Annotated in this window: 17 protein-coding genes; 8 read left to right on the plus strand and 9 right to left on the minus strand. The window is 38.3% G+C overall.

Annotated features, from left to right (window positions below):
* Positions 1-473: 473 nt before the first annotated feature.
* The 6 genes from gmhB to H4J65_RS02310 form a co-directional block, all read right to left on the minus strand.
* Complete coding sequence (gmhB, locus tag H4J65_RS02285) at positions 474-1022, minus strand: D-glycero-beta-D-manno-heptose 1,7-bisphosphate 7-phosphatase (RefSeq protein ID WP_182184815.1); 549 nt, start codon at positions 1020-1022, stop codon at positions 474-476.
* 128 nt (positions 1023-1150) lie between these two features.
* The gene (locus H4J65_RS02290) at positions 1151-1912 is read right to left on the minus strand and encodes an SDR family oxidoreductase (protein WP_182136412.1); all 762 of its coding nucleotides are present in this window, start codon (positions 1910-1912) and stop codon (positions 1151-1153) included.
* A gap of 30 nt (positions 1913-1942) precedes the next feature.
* The gene (locus H4J65_RS02295; protein WP_182194931.1) at positions 1943-3040 is read right to left on the minus strand and encodes an enoyl-CoA hydratase/isomerase family protein; all 1098 of its coding nucleotides are present in this window, start codon (positions 3038-3040) and stop codon (positions 1943-1945) included.
* Between the two features lie 101 nt (positions 3041-3141).
* Positions 3142-4152: an oxidoreductase gene (locus H4J65_RS02300; protein ID WP_182194935.1), complete on the minus strand. Its 1011-nt coding sequence runs from the start codon at positions 4150-4152 to the stop codon at positions 3142-3144.
* A 169-nt stretch (positions 4153-4321) separates the two neighbouring features.
* The gene (locus H4J65_RS02305; RefSeq protein WP_182194940.1) at positions 4322-6115 is read right to left on the minus strand and encodes an acyl-CoA dehydrogenase C-terminal domain-containing protein; all 1794 of its coding nucleotides are present in this window, start codon (positions 6113-6115) and stop codon (positions 4322-4324) included.
* 41 nt (positions 6116-6156) lie between these two features.
* Positions 6157-9552 (minus strand): methylmalonyl-CoA mutase family protein, encoded by a 3396-nt coding sequence (locus tag H4J65_RS02310; protein ID WP_182194944.1) that lies wholly within the window; start codon positions 9550-9552, stop codon positions 6157-6159.
* Positions 9553-9848: 296 nt separating this feature from the next.
* Between H4J65_RS02310 and H4J65_RS02315 the strand changes: the two genes are divergently transcribed.
* From H4J65_RS02315 to H4J65_RS02345, 7 genes are all read left to right on the plus strand, one after another.
* Positions 9849-10799: an AraC family transcriptional regulator gene (locus H4J65_RS02315; protein WP_182194948.1), complete on the plus strand. Its 951-nt coding sequence runs from the start codon at positions 9849-9851 to the stop codon at positions 10797-10799.
* An 832-nt stretch (positions 10800-11631) separates the two neighbouring features.
* Positions 11632-12033, plus strand: coding sequence for a hypothetical protein (locus tag H4J65_RS02320; protein WP_182194952.1), 402 nt, complete (start codon positions 11632-11634; stop codon positions 12031-12033).
* Positions 12034-12148: 115 nt separating this feature from the next.
* On the plus strand, positions 12149-12421 hold the full coding sequence (locus H4J65_RS02325) for a hypothetical protein (protein WP_182194955.1): 273 nt from the start codon (positions 12149-12151) through the stop codon (positions 12419-12421).
* A 101-nt stretch (positions 12422-12522) separates the two neighbouring features.
* Positions 12523-12828 carry a hypothetical protein gene (locus H4J65_RS02330; protein WP_182194958.1) on the plus strand — a complete coding sequence of 102 codons (306 nt, stop codon included), beginning with the start codon at positions 12523-12525 and terminating at the stop codon, positions 12826-12828.
* Between the two features lie 121 nt (positions 12829-12949).
* Positions 12950-13495 (plus strand): Pycsar system effector family protein, encoded by a 546-nt coding sequence (locus tag H4J65_RS02335; RefSeq protein WP_182194962.1) that lies wholly within the window; start codon positions 12950-12952, stop codon positions 13493-13495.
* Between the two features lie 3 nt (positions 13496-13498).
* Positions 13499-14854 (plus strand): nucleotide-binding domain-containing protein, encoded by a 1356-nt coding sequence (locus H4J65_RS02340; RefSeq protein ID WP_182194965.1) that lies wholly within the window; start codon positions 13499-13501, stop codon positions 14852-14854.
* A gap of 698 nt (positions 14855-15552) precedes the next feature.
* Positions 15553-15852 (plus strand): 2OG-Fe(II) oxygenase, encoded by a 300-nt coding sequence (locus H4J65_RS02345; RefSeq protein ID WP_182194968.1) that lies wholly within the window; start codon positions 15553-15555, stop codon positions 15850-15852.
* Between the two features lie 99 nt (positions 15853-15951).
* On the opposite strand, the gene H4J65_RS02350 is transcribed toward H4J65_RS02345, so the two are convergent.
* Positions 15952-16632, minus strand: a complete 681-nt coding sequence (locus H4J65_RS02350) for a Fe2+-dependent dioxygenase (RefSeq protein ID WP_182136403.1) — start codon at positions 16630-16632, stop codon at positions 15952-15954.
* Positions 16633-16654: 22 nt separating this feature from the next.
* The gene (locus H4J65_RS02355) at positions 16655-18997 is read right to left on the minus strand and encodes a TonB-dependent siderophore receptor (RefSeq protein ID WP_182194971.1); all 2343 of its coding nucleotides are present in this window, start codon (positions 18995-18997) and stop codon (positions 16655-16657) included.
* Positions 18998-19566: 569 nt separating this feature from the next.
* Here H4J65_RS02355 and recQ point away from each other — a divergent pair.
* Positions 19567-21363, plus strand: a complete 1797-nt coding sequence (gene recQ, locus H4J65_RS02360) for a DNA helicase RecQ (RefSeq protein ID WP_182194974.1) — start codon at positions 19567-19569, stop codon at positions 21361-21363.
* Positions 21364-21698: 335 nt separating this feature from the next.
* On the opposite strand, the gene H4J65_RS18260 is transcribed toward recQ, so the two are convergent.
* Positions 21699-21860 carry a phage integrase N-terminal SAM-like domain-containing protein gene (locus H4J65_RS18260; RefSeq protein ID WP_404851932.1) on the minus strand — a complete coding sequence of 54 codons (162 nt, stop codon included), beginning with the start codon at positions 21858-21860 and terminating at the stop codon, positions 21699-21701.
* Positions 21861-22280: the final 420 nt, after the last annotated feature.

A 22280-nucleotide genomic window follows, 5' to 3' on the forward strand; every position in this document is an offset into this window, starting at 1 on the left:
TTTTGTGTGACATCATATTAAGCTGTTTTTTTTGTTATCCGAGGATAACTATGTAAAATCAACGTTAATGTGAGTGTCCACACAAATTGCATGATAACTAATTGTTAAAGAAAGTTAGTTTCTTCGGAGGAAGATAACTAACCGAAACAAAATCTCATTCGCTTTGTTTCGTTGCTGCAGGCCTTGCCTGAAGCGAGATGCATATTCTACGCAACTCTGTTTTAATGTCAACGCTTATTTCGTTTTATTTTAAAAGTTTTTTTAACTTTCAAACAACTCGTTTTATCACGTTAAGTTAACCAAATCAGCCTGAACTGAATAAGATAACTTATTAAAACAGCTCTTTGGGGTTACCCCTTGGAACTGGAGCGCATTCTAGAGATTTCTGGCTTCACGTCAACACCTAATTGTTATTAAATTACGAATAAGTGTTCGTTTGCCTTTTAATCATACAATACGATGATAAAACAAACTTATTTTATAAACTTACTTGCTTGCTCAAGGTTATTAACGCGATTTACACCTTCAATCTGTTCTGAAGAAGCCTCATCAGTGTAACGACTATTAACAAGTATTCTGCATTTGATACCAGCATTACTAGCTGCTTGCATATCAGAAACCTTATCACCAATAAAAACACTTTCAGTTAAAGTCAGTGAAAATTCCTGTTGTGCTTGTATGATCATACCGGGCTCTGGCTTACGACAGTTGCATGACATAACAAATTCATTTACACCTTTCGTTGGATGGTGCGGACAATAGTAAACTTTAGCAATAGTTATTGCTTGCTCTGCAAAGGCGTTAACCATCCATTGCGATAATGCTTCAAAGGTGGCTTGATCATAATAACCTCGAGCAATACCGGCTTGGTTAGTGATAACAAATATTTGATAACCTTTAGCTATTGCTAATCGGCAAAGTTCAAAGATGCCGTCAATAAACTCAAAGTCTTCAATTTTGTGCACATAGCCATGGTCGATATTAATGATGCCATCTCTATCTAGAAAAAGTGCTTTTTTCATTTTACTCTACTTATAGCTGTGTTCGACTATTTACTGATGCTAGGCATCTGTACTTATATAAACGAAAAAGACGAGATAATCTCGTCTTTTTATTTACTTACTGTAATTTCGATAATAGCTTATCAAAATTACATACAAAGGCCGCCATCAATTTCGATAACTCGACCAGTGAAGAATTCATTTTCAAAGATATATTTAACGGTATGGGCTATTTCATCGGCTTCACCTAGGCGCCCTACTGGTTTCATTTTTTCTAAGCGTTCACGCATTTCAGGTTTCATTGCATCTGTCATTGCGGTGTGAATAACACCGGGAGCAATAGCACCAACACGAATGCCATGACGACCAAGCTCTCTTGCCCAGGTAACTGTCATGGCAACTACGCCAGCTTTTGAAGCCGCATAATTGGTTTGCCCCATATTACCACCGCGTGCAATAGAAGACATATTGATAATAACGCCTTTGCGCTTACCTTCTATCATATGAACCGCTGCTTCTCGACCACATAAAAATACACCGGTTAAATTGACATCAATGACCGATTGAAATTGATCCAGTGACATTTTTTTACTCACTACGCCGTCTTTAGCTTTAACAAACATACCATCACGCAATATGCCGGCATTGTTGATCAAGCCATCAATACCATCAAAGTCGCTATTAATTTGACTAAAGGTTTTTTCAACATCAGCTTCATCTGTGACATTGGCAATATAGTATTTTGCACTTGAACCCGCTTCTACAACTAATTTAACCGTTTCTTGTAAAAGCGCTTCATTTAAATCAATTAACGCCAGCTTAGCGCCCTGGGTCGCTAAATTAATTGCCATCGAACGGCCTAGACCTTGTCCACCACCAGTGATCACGATGACTTTATTATTCAAATCCATTATTTTTCCTTTATTTCTATTATATATTATCTAGTTGATTGGGCTAAAAAACCAATCAATTAATTTACTGTCAACATCACTAATATTTGCAAAAGACCAATTTGGATTTTTGTCTTTATCGACTAATAACGCTCTAACACCTTCGCAAGCTTCAGAATATTGGCAACAACGTAAGATTAAATTTAACTCTGAGGCAAAACATTCGCTTAAGCTCAGTGTTTTAGTCGTTTGTAGTTGTCTATATATAATACAAGCACTAAGAGGGCTACCCGCCTGCAATTTGTTTTTTGCTTGAGTCAGCCACTTATTCTCTGTTTTTACATTTAGAATCGCGGTGTGAATATCAACAATGTTATCGTAAGCCAGTAATTTGGCTATGCTCGCTTCATTTGCTTTTAACTCAGAGTGCAAGTGATGCTCAAAATCATTAGAAAACCCCAGCAATGTTTGATCTAGTAATTGATGATTTTTATTATTATCTTGCCAGTCCACTGTTAATAAATGATCAAAAATATCCTTTTTAGACAAACTATCAATAGTATAATCCGACAAGCCAATATATTTAGCATCTGCGGCATTAAAAACAGCACCTGTGATCCCTAAAAATAGTCCTAGTTCGCCAGGGGTTTTATTTAAAAACCAACTCGATCCTACATCCGGGTATAAGCCTATTGTTATTTCAGGCATGGCCATTAAAGTACGCTCAGTTGTGATGCGATGACTGGCACCCGCAAACAGACCTACTCCGCCGCCCATGACATAACCATCGCCCCAGATCATAATGGGCTTGCTAAAATTGTGAATTAATTGATCAAGGACATATTCTTGGCCAAAAAAGTCATGCGCGAAGCCGGTTTTAATGACTTGATCATCTATGGGTGTCACTAGCTCGTTTAGGTAGTGATAAAGACTAACCACATCGCCCCCGGCACAAAAGGCTTTTTCACCCGCGCCTTGTAAAATAACCACAGCGATACTGTCATCTTCTTGCCAAGACGTGAGTTGTTGGGTTAACAGTTTAATCATCGAAAGATTTAATGCATTGAGCGATTTAGGGGCATTAAGTTCTGCTACGGCTATTTTTTTATTATTTTTACTGCTTAACTCTGTAAATATCACATCACTCATTTAGTTTTTTTCCCGCTATTTTACTGGTTAATTTTGTTATTTAATTTCGCTATATAATTGCACTAGTTAGCTGCATGGTTAATCAACTATATAATCAATAATTATATAGTTGCATCAATAGCCACAACGGTTCGGCCGGTAACTGTGCCATCGACATAAGCGTCAAATGCGTTAGCTAAGTCTTTAAACTCAATAGTTGTGGGAGAAATTAAAGCCAATTTTGTTGGTTTCAAGTCAGTTGATAATCGCTGCCAGCCTTGGGTACGAACTGATATCGGCATTTCCACTGAATTGATACCCAATATACTCACACCTCTTAAAATAAAGGGCATAACGGTCGAATCCAATTTAATGCCTCCGGCCAAACCAATGGATGCAATATTACCCCACACGCAAGTAGTACGAGTGAGCCAAGATAAAGTATCTCCACCCACGTTGTCGATTGCGCCGCCCCATTGGGCATTTTCTAAAGGCTTGGTGCCCATTTCAATATCATTGCGATTAATTAATTGGCTTGCACCCAATGCTTTTAAATAAGGTTCTTGTTCGATTTTACCGGTAAACGCAATCACATCATAGCCGATATTTGACAACATATTAATAGCAAAACTTCCCACACCGCCTGTTGCCCCTGTTACTATAATGGGCCCGCGTTCAGGCACTTGGCCATTGTCTTCCATTCTTTGTATTGCAAGGGCCGCAGTATAACCGGCAGTCCCCAAAGCCATGACATCACGTAGGCTCATACCCTGGGGTAAATTAACCACGGAATCTGCTTTAACCCGGGCATACTCAGCGTAACCACCATCATAAAGTTCAGATAATTGTGCCCCGCAAACTAGCACTTTATCACCGGTTTGAAAACGCGAGTCTTCAGAACTAACAACAACACCTGACAAATCAATACCACCAACCAGTGGATAGGTTCTTAAAATACGCCCTTTGCCTGTGGCCGCTAAGGCATCTTTATAGTTAATATCGGAGTAAGCAACTTTAATAACCACTTCACCATCAGTTAAGTCGTTTAAGCTAATTTGCTCAAAACCGCTGGTAATGGTTTTATCGTTTTTATGGATACGAAATGCGGTAAATTTTTCAGGAACTGTTGACATGTTAACACCCTCTCTATTATTTATTTTAACGGCTAAGCTGAGAAATCAGACTCAGCCGCTAATAGAATAGTATTACGCTGCTTCACCTCACTTTACACAAGATAGGCAGCAAAAATAATGCTAAAAGTTTATGCCTTAACCCGCTGTTGTTAATAGCTTAATGACTCTATCAATGATTATAATTAAAGAGATTTTCTGGCATGGCCATCAAGGTTTTACTGCCGGCTTCAATCGCATGAATATGACCGTCAATTCTTGGTAGTAATCGTTCGATGAAAAAACCACCCACATAGAGTTTTGCCTGATAGAAGTCTTGCTCAGATTGGTCTGACGCTTTTTCTGCCATCAAGGCCCACATATAGGCATAACTCACTAGACCAAATGCGGCCAAATAATCAGTAGCTGAGGCACCAACCATATTTTTATCATGCGCTTGCTCGGCAATGATCAACTCAGTAACCGTTTTTAACTTTTCTAAAGCACCGGCCAAAGGTTGAACAAATTCTGCTAGCACTGGTTTATTAGCGTTTTTTTCAATGAATAAATTGATTTCAGTGAAATAAACCTCAAGAAATTGACCTTTGTTAGCAACAACCTTACGACCTAGTAGATCAAGCGCCTGAATACCATTGGTGCCTTCATAAATTTGGGCAATGCGCACGTCGCGCATCAGTTGCTCTTGGCCCCATTCACGGACATAACCGTGGCCACCAAAAACCATTTGCCCCAAGCTACAACTTTCAAAAGCCATATCGGTCATAAACGCTTTTGCCACCGGCGTTAACAGCGCAACTAACTGCTCCGCTTGTTGTACTTGCGCTTGGTCAGCAGAAAATTTAACAATGTCGAGTTGTTTAGCAACATAAGTGGAGAAACAGCGCCCCCCTTCGTTTAACGCCCGCATGGTTAAGAGCATTTTTCTGACATCGGGATGAACGATAAGTGAGTCTGCTTTTTTATGGGCCGATTTTATACCCGTAGCACTGCGACCTTGAATACGGTCAAGGGCATATTCTGCCGCTTGTTGATATGAGGTTTCAGCCGCACCAACTCCCTGAATGCCCATACCTAAACGTTCATAGTTCATCATAGTGAACATGTAGTTTAAGCCTTTATTTTGCTCACCGACTAAAAAGCCTTTTGCGCTGTCAAAGTTCATCACACAGGTTGCTGAGCCTTTAATGCCCATTTTATGTTCAATTGAACCACAACTAACGGTATTTCTAGCGCCTAAGCTGCCATCATCAAGTAATAAAAATTTAGGCACAACAAACATAGAAATGCCACGAGGGCCTTCCGGCGCGCCAGGTATTTTTGCTAATACTAAATGTATAATATTCTCAGTGAGGTCTTGCTCACCACCGGTAATGAATATTTTGGTGCCCGATAAGGCAAAACTGCCGTCGGCTAACGCTTCAGCTTTTGCGGTCATTATGCCTAAATCGCTACCGGCATGAGGCTCGGTTAAACACATAGTGCCGGCCCACTTACCTGAATACATGTTTTCCAGATAAGTTTGCTTCATGTCTTCACTTGCGTGTGCACTCAGTGCCAAACTCGCGCCAGCGGTTAACATCGGATAAAGCGCGAATGAGATAGAAGCAGACTGAGTCATTTCTTCAACAAACGATTGCAACATTTTTGGCATACCCATACCGCCATGTTCAGGATCGCCACTCAATGCTCCCCAACCACCTTCACAATACATTTGATACGCTTTAGCAAATCCATCAGGCGTTGATACCTCGCCGTTAGTCCAACTAGCCCCTTGTTCATCACTATTGCGATTCAAAGGCGCGATAACACCAGCCGTTAGTTTTGCTCCTTCTGATAAAATCGCATCCGCGGTGTCTTGATCAATAAGCTCAGCCACTGCCGGCATGGTTGACCATAATTTTTCAGCATTAAATACTTCATGTAATAAAAACTGCATATCACGCATTGGCGCTTGATAATTACTCATCATTCATACCTATTAGGTTACTTATATAAATTGAACACGTATTACATGTTGCGACGATACTGTCCACCCGCTTCAAATAATGAATTAACAATTTGACCTAATGAACAAACCTTACAAGCATCCATCATCAATTCAAAAATATTATCTTGTTTAATGGCTGCCGTTTGTAAACGCTTAAGTAATACTTGTACTTCTGCGTCATTAGCTTTATTTAAACTAGCTAGCATCTCAATTTGATAATTTTTCTCTTCTTCTGTGGCGCGAATAACTTCTTCAGGTACAATCGTAGGTGATCCTGTTGAACTGAGGAAAGTATTAACGCCAATAATCGGGTATTCACCTGAATGTTTTAAGTGTTCATAGTACATACTTTCTTCTTGAATTTTGCCACGTTGGTACATAGTTTCCATGGCGCCAAGCACACCACCACGTTCATTGATGCGATCAAATTCAGTTAATACCGCTTCTTCGACTAAGTCGGTTAATTCTTCAATAATAAAAGCCCCTTGAATTGGGTTTTCATTTTTAGAAAGTCCTAATTCACGGTTGATGATTAATTGAATGGCCATCGCACGACGAACACTGTCTTCAGTTGGCGTGGTAATCGCTTCGTCGTAAGCATTAGTATGCAAAGAATTACAATTATCGTTTATCGCGTAAAGTGCTTGTAATGTGGTACGAATATCATTGAAATCAATTTCTTGCGCATGCAATGAACGACCTGATGTTTGAATATGGTATTTCAACATTTGTGCACGGGCATTAGCGCCATATTTATTTCTCATCGCTTTTGACCAAATACGACGAGCCACACGGCCAATAACAGCATATTCAGGGTCGATACCATTTGAGAAGAAAAACGATAAGTTAGGACCAAACTCGTTAATGTCCATACCACGGCTTAAGTAATATTCTACAAAGGTAAAACCGTTCGCTAAGGTTAAGGCCAACTGGGTGATCGGGTTCGCGCCAGCTTCGGCAATATGGTAACCAGAAATAGACACTGAATAGAAGTTACGTACACCTTTTTCGATGAAATATTCTTGCACATCACCCATTAAACGCAATGCAAATTCAGTAGAGAAAATACAAGTATTTTGCGCTTGATCTTCTTTTAATATATCGGCTTGAACCGTGCCACGAACTTGCGTTAAAGTTTTCGCTTTTATCGCTTGGTAAACTTCGGGTGGTAAAACTTGATCGCCGGTGACACCTAATAGCATTAAGCCTAAACCGTCGTTGCCATCCGGTAATTCACCTTGATAGCTTGGACGTTCACAGCCTTTGTCTTTGTAAATTTTAGCAATCGTTGCCGCTACTTCTTTTTCTAAACCATTTTCAGTGATGAAACGCTCACATTGTTGATCTATGGCGGTATTCAAGAAAAAGCCTAACAACATGGGCGCAGGACCATTAATGGTCATTGAAACTGAAGTCATGGCATGGGCTAAATCGAAACCAGAATAAAGTTTCTTCGCATCGTCTAAACAACAAATAGAGACACCCGCGTTACCAATTTTTCCATAAATATCAGGACGAATAGCTGGATCGTTACCGTATAAGGTTACTGAATCAAACGCCGTTGATAAACGTTTAGCCGGCATACCTTTAGAAACATAATGAAAACGACGGTTAGTTCGCTCTGGGCCGCCTTCACCAGCAAACATACGTGTAGGGTCTTCGCCTTCACGTTTGAATGGGAATAAACCGGCAGTGTATGGAAATTCACCTGGCACATTTTCTTGTAAATTCCATTTTAAGATATCGCCCCAACCTTGATATTTAGGCATACTAATTTTTGGAATATCACTGCCCGATAATGATTTTGAATGCGTCGCTATCGATAGTTCTTTATCACGGACTTTAAATTTAAATTCAGGGTCTTTATAACGTTGAATTTTAGCAGCCCATTGCTCAAGTAATACTTTGTTTTTAGGATCTAAATCTAGCTCTACATGAGCATATAAGGCTACAAGTTGCGTTACTAAGTCAGCCGAAACCTCAGTGTCAGTTTCTTTTGCCGTTTCAATCGCTTGATGAATGCCATAAAGCTTTTGGGCCACTGTTGCTTGCTTTTCAACCCAAGCGTCATAACCGCGGTTACTTTCAGATATTTCAGATAAATAACGAATACGATTACCTGGAATAACGCTACTTTTATTCGCTAAGGTTCCTTCGGTAGAGAGAATATCGCCAACCACTAAGCCAACTTTAGTGTTTAACGCCGTGATCACCGCGTTATATAACTCGGTCATGCCACGGTCGTTAAATTGTGACGCGATAGTGCCGTAAACGGGTACTTCATCATCGCCGGCTTCAAACATGCCGCGGTTACGTTTATATTGTTTTTTCACATCACGTAAGGCATCAAGTGCGCCACGTTTATCAAATTTATTTAAGGCAATAATGTCAGCAAAATCGAGCATGTCGATTTTTTCTAGTTGTGTTGCCGCACCGTATTCTGGCGTCATGACATATAAAGAGACATCAGAATGCTCTTCAATTTCGGTATCTGACTGGCCAATACCTGAAGTTTCTAAAATAATTAAATCAAAATCGGTCGCTTTTAAGATATCTAATGTGTCATGAACATACACAGACAAGGCTAAGTTTGATTGACGTGTTGCTAACGAGCGCATATAAACACGGTCATTATTCACCGCGTTCATGCGAATACGGTCACCTAATAACGCGCCACCCGTTTTACGTTTGGACGGGTCAACCGACACAATAGCAATTTTACTGTCACTGCTGGCCATTAAAAAGCGACGAATAAGTTCATCAACTAGTGATGATTTACCTGCGCCACCGGTACCGGTAATACCCAATACTGGGGTTTTACTGACGGCAGCAATCTTACGAATTTTATCAAGGTTACTTTTATTTTCTGCTGGTGCGTTTTCTGCGGCTGAAATCAAGCGCGCAATAGCTTGTTTTTTATCTTGCAGTGGCACGTCTTTCTTTAAATTAGCTACGTCGTCTTTTTTAACATTAACGCCAGTTTTAAAATCACAGCGCTCTAACATGTCGTCAATCATACCTAACAAGCCTAATGCACGACCGTCATCTGGCGAGTAAATACGGGTAACACCGTAATCTTGTAGCATTTTAATTTCGTCAGGTAGTATCACGCCACCGCCGCCGCCAACAATACGAATATGCTCACAACCGCGTTCTTTTAATAGGTCATACATATACTTAAAATATTCGTTATGACCGCCTTGATAAGAGGTCATGGCAATCGCGTTGGCGTCTTCTTGAATAGCGGTATTAACCACTTCTTCAACACTGCGGTCATGACCAAGATGAATAACTTCTGCACCACTTGATTGCAAAATTCGGCGCATAATATTAATAGCGGCGTCGTGACCATCAAACAAAGAGGCCGCGGTAACAATACGGATCTTGTTTTTTAACTGATATCTTGGTGTATTCATCTCATACTCTCTTATGTATCAAAATTTTTTTCACAATGAGTTTTTCACACTCGCTTCAAGCCGTTGCAACGAAAAAACTTGCCATCATGAAACCATAATTATTTTAGTCATCACGACCGACAAAGGGCTAAAGCACTAGTTTTGGTCGTAAAAGTTGATCATGTAAACTTCATAATAAAATTAGACCATACTAAAAATGTAATGAACATTGATTTTATTGTCAATTTGATGGACTATATTGTGATTAGACCAGCTAACATAAACCTTATCATTAACCTTTAGAACCATAGGATAACATGGCAAATATCAAGCTTAATACATCAGCCGACATTAGGTTGTTTATCCCGGTTTTTTTATTAAAAAAGTTATCAAAGCATCGCTTAACCGATGGTTTATATCCAGTTTCATTAGGCATCACACAAGCAAATAACAACTATAAATTACAACAAGAGAATAACCATTGCCATACCTTGATTTACTGCTTGTCGGGTGCGGGTAAATTAGCTTACCAAGGCAAAGAAAGAGTTATAGAACGTGGCGATCTTGTTATTATCAATCCTAATGCCGCGTTCACTTTTACCCTTAATAAAACTCACGGTTCAGTAAAAAATCACAGCAAAAGTGAAAAACAACTGACCAGTCGTGACAACAAAGCAGCTGACAATATTGTCTATTGGATTAATTTTACTGGCACATTAGCACAAGACTTTGCCGAGCGACTGTTAATGAAAATGGACAGTGGCAAAGCACATGTGGGAGTCTTGAAAACTATTGTTAGCGACTTTGATCATTTACTGGCATTGGGCGCTCGAGGCTATACTGCGACAAACGTTATTCACGCTGTTCATATTTTGCAACAAGCTTTGAGTTTTCTTGCCCTGCAATTGCGTTTAACCATGTCTAATAATAGCTCAAGTTTTGATTTGGAAGCGGTGGAGGCGTTAATGCGCAACAGTTTACACCAAGAGCTAAGCCTAGATACATTAGCGCATTATAGCCAACTATCAAAATTTCACTTTGCAAAAAAATTCAAAGAATTAACCGATAGCTCACCTATTCAACATTTTATTAATATGAAAATTCAACATGCCTGTTTACAGCTAGATAATAGCGATATTGCGATTAAAGACATTGCTAGCGACTTAGGCTATAGCGACCCTTATTATTTTTCGCGCCTATTTAAAAAATTGGTGGGTATTTCACCAAAGCAATATCGTGATTCTCGTCATAGTTCATTAGTGCCTTAGCGCAGGTATAATAGCCATTAACTGCCCTGTTGATTAACTACAATTCAAGTAACAAAGCACTTTTTTCATCCTACCTTTTTCACCTTAATAATAAGGGCTATCCACTTAGCCCAGCCGACCACTACATCTTGTGTTTACTAGATTTAACCTCGTCGATCACTTATGCCATTTGAAGACATTATGACCTGGTCAAGTAAATTCAGTCACCCTAGTTAAGCTACTTTATCTAACTCATTAATTTTCAATTCAAAATCGTTAGGGCTTTGATACCCTAAGTAAAGGTTATTATGTCTTAACTGGGGTAGTCGAATCCATTAAACCACGTCATTAGCATTTGATAATTTATACTGAAAATTATTGTATGTTTTGATCTACAGCGGACATGGCTTAACAACCATATTGCATTGGCCGTTTCCTGATAGCGGACGTTCCCCATATATGAAAACATGAGTGGTTTGATGGTAATTTTTTGCCAATAACCTGTTAAACCTGAATGCGAACAATGCCACCATTGCGGTCGTTCATCATCAAATTATTAATGCTAACTTTGTGCGCATTCCTGACATTCCAGCTCAAAATCTTGTCATATATTTTCTAATGAATTAACTACTAGCGTAAACTATGTAATGCCCTTTTATATTGAAGTCAGTATGATTTTTCGAGGTGTGTTACTAAGACGTCTTAGTAACTCGCTCTAATATACATGAGAGTTAGTATTACGTGTTTCTAATACTTTGAAAGTATAAGATATTAATGTTAACTTAATGTTACTTATGCCGTGTATGATACTGAGACGTATACACAATAAGCTGTTAGGCGAATCAATAGTTTTATGGAATCTTCATCGTTGGATATCAATTTAGTATTAACAACTATCTCTACTGTTTCAGCGGTGGTAGCCGCATATATATCTTATCGAGCAGTTAAAGAAAATAAGACCAATATATTACTTTTACAGCGTAATGAAACGGCAAATGAACTACGACATCTTTACTGCAAATTTCAAATAGAATATGAGACATTTTATATTTCTGAGTACCTAGAAAAACAAGAAGTCTTAATGTCCTCAAAGTATTTTGTTGAGCCTAGTTTATTTGAAAAATTTACATTACTTTTAGTCAAGCTTCATAGGCTTGAGAAAAATTCAAAATCTAATCAGCCTATAGATGATTTATTAAAAGAAATTGAGTTATTGTTTAAACAAGTTTTACCTTCATCAAGGTTAGATAGGTGAATATTCGCCTATAAGGCGTTCAAACGGACAAAAAACAGTTGGCTGTTTCACTCCGTTCACAATTTTAGCCAACAATTTTTTGCTGCTTAACGTGGCGTTATATTTTTAGGTGAGTATGGAAGCAATTCAAACTATTTTAGGGATCGGCTTAATCTTATTTCTTGGGTTTTGTGGCGTTTTCGCTCCGATGCTAATGCCTTTGTTTGTTAAGGCTGAATATAAAGATAAATTCCCTAATTATATGGACGCGATTCAGCCACCTTTTGTTTATCAGTCAAAGTGGTTTAAGCCCAAAGGTGTTTTTCTTCAACGGTTGGCACTAATGATCTGGATTCCAGCAATACTTTTTGCAGTATATATGGGAGTTACTGGGCAAATAAAAATATAAGCTGTTCAACAAGGACAAAAAACAGTTGGTTTTTGCTCCTTCGTCGCTTATTTTAACCAACTATTTTATTGCCTGTTAACAGGGCGTTAGTAGGCAAATCTATGAGTGTACTTAGTCCAAATACCGAGTTTTTAATTCATACACTTTTTAAGTCTAGTGAAGCTACAGATATTGTCACTATATTAGAGGATGAATGTGGGATTGAAGCACTTGATTGCGAAGGTTGGACTCCAATTGAAATGGAGCGTATAAGATTCGCAGTTTTGAAGCTAAGCACGGATAGCAAAACTAACTTGGAAAAGGCTATAAAACTAGCTAACAGTGATTGGCGAGATCTTTTAATGGCTGCTGGTTTCGGTGATGACTTAGATTCCCATAAAAAATGGTTCGAGTCTGTTGCCAACTAAGCTGTTAAAGCAGGACAAAATTCAGTTGGCTATTTTCGTCCCTCAACATTTTAGCCAACTAAATTTCGCCTCTTAACAGGGCGTTATATCCCAGTGTCCCCCCATGATTTAGGAGAATATTTTGATCGAAGGAAGCGATAATTTGAAAGACAAGACAGCATTCTTATTCGATATCATTAAAAGGTACGATCATTACGTTGCAACAACGAATTTTAAAGTTGGTCTAATGATGTCATTTGTTGGAGCAATTTTATTAGGACTCACAATTCGGGTTATGTCTATTACTCCATCGTCATCAGGGTGTAATTATCTATATTTTGCAGCTATTTTTTTCTCTACTTTAACAATTTTTTGTTCTCTTTTAGCCGTTATAAATTTGTTAAGGGCGGTTTTTCCCGTTACAAAAACCCACGACGGTGAAAAGTCATTAATTTTTTTTGGAGACGTTGCAAACTGTGAGAATGGAATTGAGGGCTATACGGAGAAAGTGGGAGCAGCTTCACCTGAACAGTTACTCGAAGATTTATCTAAACAGACCTTTATAGTTGCTGAAATCATAAATGAAAAATTTAGAATATTAAAAATATCGGTAAGAATCATTATTTATGGGGTGGTTCCTCTGCTAACGGTTTCACTGTTACTTTTTATCTTTCATGGAGGGAAATAATCGATGGCTAATTTTGAAAAAATGTTTGAAAATTTTTACGATTCTGTAAATGCCCAATCTACTTATAGGAGCATAGAAAAATCAGCTTCTCTAGAATCAATGGATTCACATTCAATAACAGAATCATTGCAATCATTACCAGTGGGTCCACAGGAAGAGTTTATTCTCCAAACACAAATTCGGCCTCATTTTGGTAAAGGTGATGTTAATAATTCACCTATTGGAACGCACCCAGATTTCATTGATCTTGAGGGTACAGGCACAACACAGAATCATTACACCTGTACTCTATTTGTAGACATTAAGGGCTCAACAAGACTTTCTATTCTCTATCCTCTAGATTTTGTGTTTAAATTTAAAAATGCCGTTATTCAAACTTGTGTTGAAATAATTAGATCTCTTGATGGTCACGTTCATAGATTAATGGGGGATGCTGTGATGGCATTTTTTGGTGGAATTTCTACTAAAAAAGAAGATGCGGTTGCAGACGCAATCAATTGCTCCATAACTTTACGGGCTATTTTAGAGGAAAGTATTAAGCCTTGGATGGAGCGCGAGGGTCTTGATGCTAAAGATTTTGGTTTTAGAGTTGGCTGTGACTTTGGAGACGATCATGAAGTGCTTTGGGGTAGTTTCGGCTATCAAAATGTCGGTGAAGTTTCCGCAACAGGTTTACCAATTGACATGGCTTCGAAACTGCAAGGCTTGGCGAGTAAGAACCAAACTATGCTTGGGCAAGGTTTGTTAGATTTTATCGATTGGCCAGAAAAATACTCTCATATGAAGACTCAAGATAAATATGGCGTATCTGAAAACCACCCTGTAGTCACACCTAACCTTACAGACAATGATGGAAATCCTATAAACTATAAGATGAGGCAGTTGTCGTACTCTAAAAGTCTTGAGTTTAGTGCTCTTCCAAGAAGCTTTAGAGAAAATATTAGCGGATGTTCTGTAAAAGATCATTCAGAATTAGAATACAGATGTTTTACTTTAATTGAAGGAGTAAAGAGTGAATACATTTCAGCTTCTAGGTTTTTAGATGCAAATATCTCACTAATTTTTGAAGTTGATGCTAAGACAACAAATCGACTCAGCTTCCCCCTTAAAGTAGTTTTCAAGAAAACTAATCATGGTAGAAAAACTCCAGAAAATGAAAGGGATCGCGAGCAAGAGGGACAAGTTAAATCTATTCATAAGAAACGTACTAGTCAATATAATAAATCAATAGCTCCATTTTCTAAAGTAGAACTAAATGAGACAACTTCATATCGTGGTTTACATACAATGAAATGCGAGGTTTACGACAATAATGGGGTTTTGTTACTGTGCGATTGGATTGGTGTAATGATTAGATAGGGATATAACAAGTAAATCAACAAGGACACGTAACAGTTGGCTACGTTTCGTTTCGCTTCGCTACACAATTTTAGCCAACCATTACTTAGCCTGTTATTTGGGCGTTATCAATACAAAATCTAATCTGAATTCAATTTTAGTCACTTGATGCTAATGTCTATACTGTGGCAAAAGTTAGCGTTCAGAAACGAAATGCGACTGGCAGCTTTGAGCTTTCAGGAGACAGAGATAGTATTCTCACCTATAACTGTATTTTTCTTTTTGTTGTCAAAAAATGACTCACAAAACCGATTTTGGGAACGTCCGCTATACCGAGAATTATTAAGTTAGCTGTCGACCTGCTTAGGTCAACTAACGGGTGTGCAATCGACCTCGACCAAAGCAAACAATTTTAAAGTTTTTATTCCGCTTTGAGCACCAACAAGACCTAAATGACAAAAGAAAGGGACCACAACATGTAGTGGTTGGTCGGGCTAAGTCGATAGCCCTTTTAAAAACAATTAACTTTTTATTTAGATACGCTAGAGGATTAGCCAACCAGCAACTATTTTAATGACTAGGTAAAGTCGCAACAGCTTTACCGCTTGTGATTGGCATAGGTCAACCCAATATCCATCTGTATTAAGCATGTGTTATTGGGCAAGTGTCTTGAGTATGTTATCGATAATGATGACTTCCCGTAAAATAATGGAGTGGCCATGATCGCTAAAGTAAAGAATAGAGCAATTTTCAGTAGTCAAATTTTTTCTATTAATTATGTCACTTACCCGACTAACCATAGTGTAATGACACACAGTGATCCCGTGCAATCAGGACGTTATTACAAACTTAATTTTGTCATACAAACGCCTAAAGCAGGCGGGGTATTTAAGTGTTCACACTGTATTATAAATTTATTTAATCGGGTTTATTTATTTCGTCCTGACAAGTATGAGCATAGTGTCTCTAAAATTGAGTCGGGTAAACGTGTGCTATTGAGTTTTGCGCTGAATATCTAGTTGAACAGCACTTTGTGATGTTCAACTTTTGCTTGATTTTTGCTTAACTTTTTCTTAATTTTTTCTTAACTAGAAAAAGCCAACCGAGCCAAACCATGACTACAGCTGGGCAAAATTTCGAATTAAGTTATGGTAAACATTATGTAAACTGTCTAGTTCTGTGCGGGAGGTTTTATTCTCTGTGATCAGGTTTTGTATACTTTGATCTAGTTGATACAAATTTTGACGCAGACTAACATCCGCTATCATGCTTTGCATCCAGGTAATTGCGGCGACTCGCTGACCTTGAGTAACAGCCGTGACTTTATGTAAGCTGCTTGACGGATAAACTACAGCATAACCGGCCGGCAGCTTAATTGACTGATGGCCAAATTCGGTAGAGATAATTAACTCTCCTCCTTCATACTCCTCAGGCTCACTTAAAAATGTGGTCATTGACATATCACTACGTAAAACCTCTGTCGTACCAGGAATTCTCATGATCGCCGCATCGACGTGATAACCATACTCTTGCGTATCACTGTAACGATTAAAACAGGGTGGAAATATTTTATGTGGTAAAGCGGCTGAAACCAATTTAGGTGTTTCACCGATGCGCGACAATAGCTGGTTAGCTAATTGACGCACATGGGTATTATTGGCATCAGCTTGATTGTTATTTTTAACCGAAGCCGCCATGCCCATCGCGGTATTTTTACCGTCGCCCCAAATGTCGTTAGTGAGCTGTTGACGATAAGCATTAACTTCTTCTTTGGATAATATTTTTTCAATAACAATCATTACTTTTACTTTGCCTTTTTAATTAAAATTCATACGTTGCGGTAAGTTTTGTACTGGTAGCACTACCTAAATACATAAATGCACCAGAACGATATGCCGCCGTCCAATATTCTTCATCGAAGGCATTACCAATGTTTAATCTAAAACTTAAGTCCTTTGTAGCATAATAGTTAGCAAATAAGTTAACCACTTGGTAGCTAGGAACCACAATGCTGTATTGATTATTTACGCTATCATAACCCGCAGCAGTATCTGGCTGGCCTGCGTACATTTCACTTTGGTAAGCGTAATCACCACCGACAACAAATGACTCATTAATTTCATATCTTAATTGTAAATAGACACTTTTTTCAGCAAAGTTACTTAACGCTAGGCCAATACTGTCTTCATTTATAGAGTCTATAACTTCAGAGTCCATTGACGTTGCAGAAAACTGTACACTTAACTCATCGGTTAGATTACCCACAAAGCCAATTTCAATACCTCTTACTCTATTCTCGCCAGTATTTAAGGTACCCAAGGTGGCGTAATCGTCGTCACCTACGCTTTCCATGACATCATTTTTAGTAATTTGAAAAATAGAGGCACTAAACAATAAATTATCATCAAGCAACATTAATTTAGTACCAAGCTCAATGTTTTCTACCCGTTCAGGCTCTGAGTCAGGTACTTGAGTCGCATTACCACAAACACCACCATAACCACAGTTTGCGCCTAAGTCAGTCTCACCACCATTAATGTTGGTTGCTGTGCTGTAATTTGCATAGACATTAAGGTCTTCTGAAAAATCGTATATTAAGCCAAGATTACCGTTATACATAGTGTCTGAATAAGCATAAAGCGCCGAAGTGCCTCTACTTGTTGCGTCATTACTATAATCAAAATTGTCTAACCTAGCACCATAAGAAACGTCAAGTTGGTCAGTTAAATGCACGGTATCAATAAGGTAAACTGACACTGTTTCAATATCAAGTACGGCATCGTTGTCACCGCGGGTATAAGTTCTTCCCATCAACTGAGCAATATCACTGACCTGATTACCCGTACCGTCAACAATACAATAACCTTCTCTATCACCACGACGACCAGATGTTATGCAATTAGTTGCGTTGTTATAATTAATGTCATAAACACCATTTTTAACGCTTTCATCGCTATATTCGAGACCAAATACAAAGTTATTCTCTAAATCAAACACTTTCGTATTCCAGAATAAGTTGAACTGCGTACTGGCGTACGAAACATCTTGATAACCTTGATGGGTGCTTAAATTTATGGTTTGTTCGCCTGGCGCTTCGAGATCGCTAGCGGCACGGGTTGTACCACTTGCACCGGTAGTAATATAACCATTTTTGGTCTCACCAAAACGTGTGGCGTTATAGAGAACAATATCATCATTCACTTCATATTCAGTTCTTAAGGTGAATGTTTTTACTTTAGAGGTTAAAAAGTCTGACGCTTGTGCATAAACAGGAATGTCTTCAACAGGAGCTCTTGCATCACGGTCATAATAACTGCCTAGGTCAGGCACATCTTCAGCATCTAAATAGTAGCCATCGGCGGTAATGGATAGTGCTTGTGTGGGTAAATATACAGCTGATAATTGCACGCCATTTCTTTCATTTGAAATGTCTTCTCGGCCTGGTTTATCCTCATCAGAGACTAAAGCATTAAGTCGAATAGCAGAGTTTTCTGACAGGGGTAAATTATAATCTAATGTGACACGTTTATATTCATCGCTACCTAAACCGGCATCAACACGACCAAAATTATAATTTACTGACGCTTTTTTAGTAATACTGTTAACCGCACCACCTGATGAACCTCGGCCTGCGAAAGTTGAACTTGGGCCTTTGGTAATTTCAACACGCTCAGTAGCAAAACTTTCGCGGGTGCTCATGCCGGGGTCTCTTAAACCGTCAACAAATACGTCACTGCGCGCTTCGTGGCCGCGAATAATATAACGGTCACCAAAAGCGTTGCCGTTTTCACCCGTCCCTAAAGTAATTCCCGCTTGCGCTGACAAAATATCTTTAAGATCAGTTTTACCTGCTTCTAAAATTTGGTCTTGTGTTAATACTGTAATAATTTGAGGCGTATCAACAAGTGCAGCAACACGGCGCATATCACCAGAGGCAGGATGTAAATATACCGAGGTTTTAGAACCGTGAACTCTAATTAATTCAATCGCTTCATCTGATTGATTAATTGGCTTTGATTCGCACTTAACGCCGCTATCTTTTTCACAATTTTCTACATTGCTTTCTGCGTATAACTGCGGGCTGCTAAATACAAGAGCAGCAGCTACGGCCTGTGCACCAAGTGCTATTTTATTTTTATGATGAAATTTAGTGTGAGATGTCATGTTTTTACTTTTATATTAAAACCTTAATTAATGAAGAATTTAATATTAACTAACCTCAAAACCAAATGCAAATGATAACGCTTATTATTTGCATTTATATTTATTATAAAAAGTAATGTTTTTTTATAGCTCTCGCCTTCAGATGATTTTCATGGTTAAAAAGCGATACAACCAGAATAATTAACATAAAATCAAGATTATAAGAGAAGTGTTCATCGAACGGCGGTTAACAAAAGTGGGATAATATAACGAAAATATATTTTAAAGCTCGTTGAAACACCTTTACATGATAAAAATATGGCGCTAGTTAAGCATAAATGCCCGCTATTACGATCAGTCGCCAACGTCGACTTGCCTTGTGTTCATTTATGTCGCCATTAATGCTATCTTCACCGAATGCTCGACCCTCAAAAGAATCGGTGTTGACGAATAAAGGCTCAATACATCAATGTAAAGTGAATAAGATTTTGGGGCTGTTTATGGTTAAATTTTTAGTCTGGGTGGTTTATAACCCCTGCACTTAAAAATATGCTGACTTAATATGATCTAGTTTTATCAAGGAACTTAATTTGGATATCAACACGGCAAAATCAGTTTTACAAAGCACCTTTGGTTACGCTGATTTTCGCCATCAACAAGCAAATATCATTAGTGAATTAATCAGTGGCACTGATGTGTTCACCCTGATGCCAACGGGTGGCGGTAAGTCATTATGTTATCAAATACCGGCGATAGTTTTAGATGGTGTTGGTATCGTGGTATCGCCACTGATCGCTTTAATGAAAGATCAAGTCGATGCCTTAAAGCTGCAAGGGGTAAAAGCTGAATTCTTAAATTCATCACAAGATTATGAAGAACAAAGGCGCGTAGAGCAGCTGATAATGTCAGGTAATATCGACTTATTATATGTTGCGCCTGAAAGATTATTAGGTGACTATTTTCTTAGCCTTATTGATAAAGTCACTATTGCATTATTTGCCTTTGATGAGGCTCATTGTGTTTCGCAATGGGGCCATGATTTTAGACCTGAATATCAAAAACTTTCCATCATAGCTCATCGATACCCCAACACGCCTAAAATTGCCTTAACCGCTACCGCTGATATGAAAACCCGAGAGGAAATCGTTCAGGTTTTAAATTTAACCGGTGCTAAAACTTTTATACACAGTTTCGACCGACCCAATATTCAATATAGGATCAGTGAACAGAAAAATAGCAAAGAAAAGCTGCTGCAGTTTATTAATGCCGAACATACCAATGATGCGGGTATTGTTTATTGTCTGTCGAGAAAGTCGGTAGAAACAACCGCCCAGTGGTTATCTGAACAAGGCAAAGTTGCCTTGCCCTATCATGCCGGTTTAGCCAGCTATATTAAAGATAATAACCAACAACGGTTCCTGAGAGAAGACGGTATTATTATTGTCGCCACCATTGCTTTTGGTATGGGCATTGACAAGCCCGACGTACGATTTGTGGCGCATTTAAATTTACCTAAAAGTATCGAGGCCTATTATCAAGAAACCGGACGTGCCGGTCGAGATGGACTGCCAGCTAACACTTGGTTAGCTTATGGTATGCAAGATGTGATTAAACTGAAACAAATGGCCAGCCAAAGTGATGGCAATGAACAGTTTAAATATCTCACGCAGCGTAAGATAGATGCCTTACTGGGTTATTGTGAAGTTAGCTCATGCCGCAGACAAGTGCTGTTAAATTATTTTGGTGAAACATTAGCAGAACCTTGCGGTAATTGTGATAATTGTTTGAATCCTCCTCTGACTTGGGATGGCACAAGTGCCGCCAGAAAAGCGCTATCTACGGTTTATAGAACAGGCCAAAGGTTTGGTGTTGGCCATCAAATTGACGTACTTACCGGTAAAAAGACACCAAAAATAACCAGCCTTAACCACGATAAACTCTCAACTTATAATATTGGCAGTGAACTTATCGCAACTGAATGGCAAACGGTATTTAGGCAGCTAATTTCAATGGGCTATTTAGCGGTTGAAATGGATTATGGCGTGTTAAAATTAACCGAAAAAGCGCGGCCTTTATTAAAAGGTGAATGTGCAATACAACTTAAGGTGCAAAAGAGTACAAAATCCAAGCAAGCTCAAAAATCAAAACCCGCTATTGAGAATGATTTAACAACAGAAGAACAAGCTAACTTTGAAAAGCTTAGGCAACAAAGAGCCTTGTGGGCTAAAGAAAGAGGCGTGCCATCATTTGTTATTTTTCACGACGCTAGCTTGATGGATATCGCACGCAGAAACCCCAAAAACTCAAATCAACTATTAGAGATTAATGGCATAGGTAAAACAAAGCTTGAGCTTTATGGCGAACAAATTATTGCGCTATTAAGCTAGGTAATATCTAGGTAATATCTAGGTAAAATAATAAGCACTAAAAAATATTGCTAATGTGGCACAGTCAGCAATTGAACTGAAAAATGTAATAGTAAGCTTTACCTAACCTGAGAATATTAAGTTAAGACCTAACTGGGCGTGTGAAAAATCAGCTATCTTAGCTACATAGTCGTTTGAAACATAAAGAGTTAGGCTTTTTATTTTACAATAACTTAGCTGATTTGAGCGTAAGTCATGCAAAGTAAAAAACCTGCCCCCTCCCATCATTTAATATATAAATAATAAACCAAATTTGACGCTAACACCTGAGGCTTAAAGGCAAGGCTTAAGTTATTTCAAAGATAACTAAGAAACTGTTCAACTGCTTTTTCATCGCAGTGGTTTGAATGAGTTTTTCCAATAAAAATGATATAGGCTTTCATCCAGTATAAATAACAATCAATAGTGCGTTTAGCGTCATCTTCGCATAATTGCTTTGATATGTGAGAAAAATACAGATTTCAAAGTTATTCACTTTAACCTCAAACATGCGCTGTATATAAAAAAGCTTAACTGCATGTCCCCTTTTGTGTTTTAAGCGGAGTTTAATCAGCCTTTCTACATCGCTATCTTCAATAAGTCATTCAATAAATAATTCAATAAGTAAAATTAACGTGTTGAATGTTAATATTAAGTTATGTATATTGACGAAAAGTTACAAGAAAGCATTAACGTCTTGAACGTTAAGTTACACATATTAGTTTCTAAGAGCCGTGTTTTTCAAATAGGTTTGGTGGATTACGCCTCATTTTTCGTCTGAGGGGTTTGGTTAAAGTCGCTAATATCTTTTGTTTTAACAGTATTACTTTGTTGGTATGAATTACCTATTAATGCTAAAAATTTTCTTATTAGCAAGAGAGTTAAACAAACCTAAAGCA

This window comes from Colwellia sp. MB02u-9 (assembly GCF_014077085.1).
Lineage (GTDB): Bacteria > Pseudomonadota > Gammaproteobacteria > Enterobacterales > Alteromonadaceae > Cognaticolwellia.